This is a genomic window from Cupriavidus sp. SS-3 (genome assembly GCF_035818815.1).
Lineage (GTDB): Bacteria > Pseudomonadota > Gammaproteobacteria > Burkholderiales > Burkholderiaceae > Cupriavidus > Cupriavidus taiwanensis_C.
This window is the reverse complement of sequence record NZ_JAYLVT010000042.1, coordinates 1-1,486: the sequence shown is the minus strand read 5'-3', so window position 1 is coordinate 1,486 and position 1,486 is coordinate 1. Positions and strand designations below refer to the sequence as shown.

The 1,486-nt window shown below is 66.7% G+C and carries 1 protein-coding gene and 1 pseudogene; both read right to left on the bottom strand.

Annotated features, from left to right (window positions below):
- Positions 1-1,376, bottom strand: a 1,376-nt coding sequence (locus U9J39_RS29315) for an NAD(P)(+) transhydrogenase (Re/Si-specific) subunit beta (protein WP_326348790.1), incomplete at its 3' end; no start/stop codon positions are given.
- A pseudogene (locus tag U9J39_RS29310) lies at positions 1,376-1,486 on the bottom strand (NAD(P) transhydrogenase subunit alpha); the annotation flags it as partial. The gene U9J39_RS29315 and the pseudogene U9J39_RS29310, both read right to left, overlap by 1 nt.

Here is a 1,486-nt window from a genome sequence, read left to right as displayed (position 1 = left end):
TAGCCGGCGGCCATCGAGCGCTTGTTGACGATGATGGTCTTGGCCTTGTACGCCTCCAGGATCGGCATGCCCGCGATCGGCGACTGGGGGTCGGTCTTCGCCGCCGGGTTGACCACGTCGTTGGCGCCCAGCACCAGCACCACGTCGGCCTGGCCGAACTCGCTGTTGATGTCTTCCATCTCGAAGACCTGGTCGTACGGCACCTCGGCCTCGGCCAGCAGCACGTTCATGTGGCCCGGCATGCGGCCCGCCACAGGGTGGATCGCGTACTTGACGGTCACGCCCTTCTCGGACAGCTTCTCGGTCAGTTCCTTCAGAGCGTGCTGCGCGCGTGCCACCGCCAGGCCGTAGCCGGGGACGATGATCACGGTCTCGGCGTTGCCCATCAGGAAGGCGGCGTCGTCCGCCGAGCCCGACTTGACGTTGCGCTGGGCCTGCGCGCCGGCCGTTGCGCCGGCGCCGGCATCGCCGCCGAAGCCGCCCAGGATCACGTTGAAGAACGAGCGGTTCATCGCCTTGCACATGATGTACGAGAGGATGGCACCGCTTGATCCCACCAGCGAGCCGGCGATGATCAGCATCGGGTTGTTCAGCGAGAAGCCGATGCCCGCCGCGGCCCAGCCCGAGTACGAGTTCAGCATCGACACCACCACCGGCATGTCGGCGCCGCCGATCGGGATGATGATCAGCACGCCCAGCACGAAGGCAATCGCCAGCATCACCAGGAACGGCAGCCATTCCTGCGTCATGAAGAAGGCGATGCCGAAGCCCACCATGGCCACCGCCAGCGCCAGGTTCAGCATGTGCTGGCCCGCGAACACCACCGGTGCGCCCTGGAACAGGCGGAACTTGTAGCGCCCGGCCAGCTTGCCGAAGGCGATCACCGAGCCCGAGAACGTGATCGCGCCGACGAAGCAGCCGATAAAGAGCTCGATGCGGTTGCCCAGCGGGATCAGGTGCGAGCCGGCCGGGCTGATGCCGAACGCCGCCGGCTCGGCCACCGCCGCCACCGCGATGAACACCGCCGCGAGACCGATCAGCGAGTGCATCGCCGCGACCAGCTCGGGCATCTTGGTCATCTGCACCTTGCGCGCGACGTAGGCGCCGATGCCGCCGCCGACCACCAGCGCCGCGAAGATCAGCGCCAGGCCGGTGCCCACCGACGACTGGGCCGTGCCCGCGGCGAGGAATTCGTTCTTCAGCTTGATGATCAGCACCAGCGTGGTCACCACCGCGATGGCCATGCCGATCATGCCGAAGGCATTGCCCTTGCGCGCAGAAGCCGGATGCGACAGCCCCTTGAGCGCCTGGATAAAGCACACCGAGGCCACCAGGTAGAGCAGGGTGACGAGGTTCATGCTGACAAGGCCCGCCATCACGCGCCCTCCTTGGCCAGTGCCGGCTTGCCTTCGGGCGCCTTCGCCTTCGGTTCCTTCTTCTTGAACATCTCCAGCATGCGCTGGGTCACCAGGAAGCCGCCGAACAC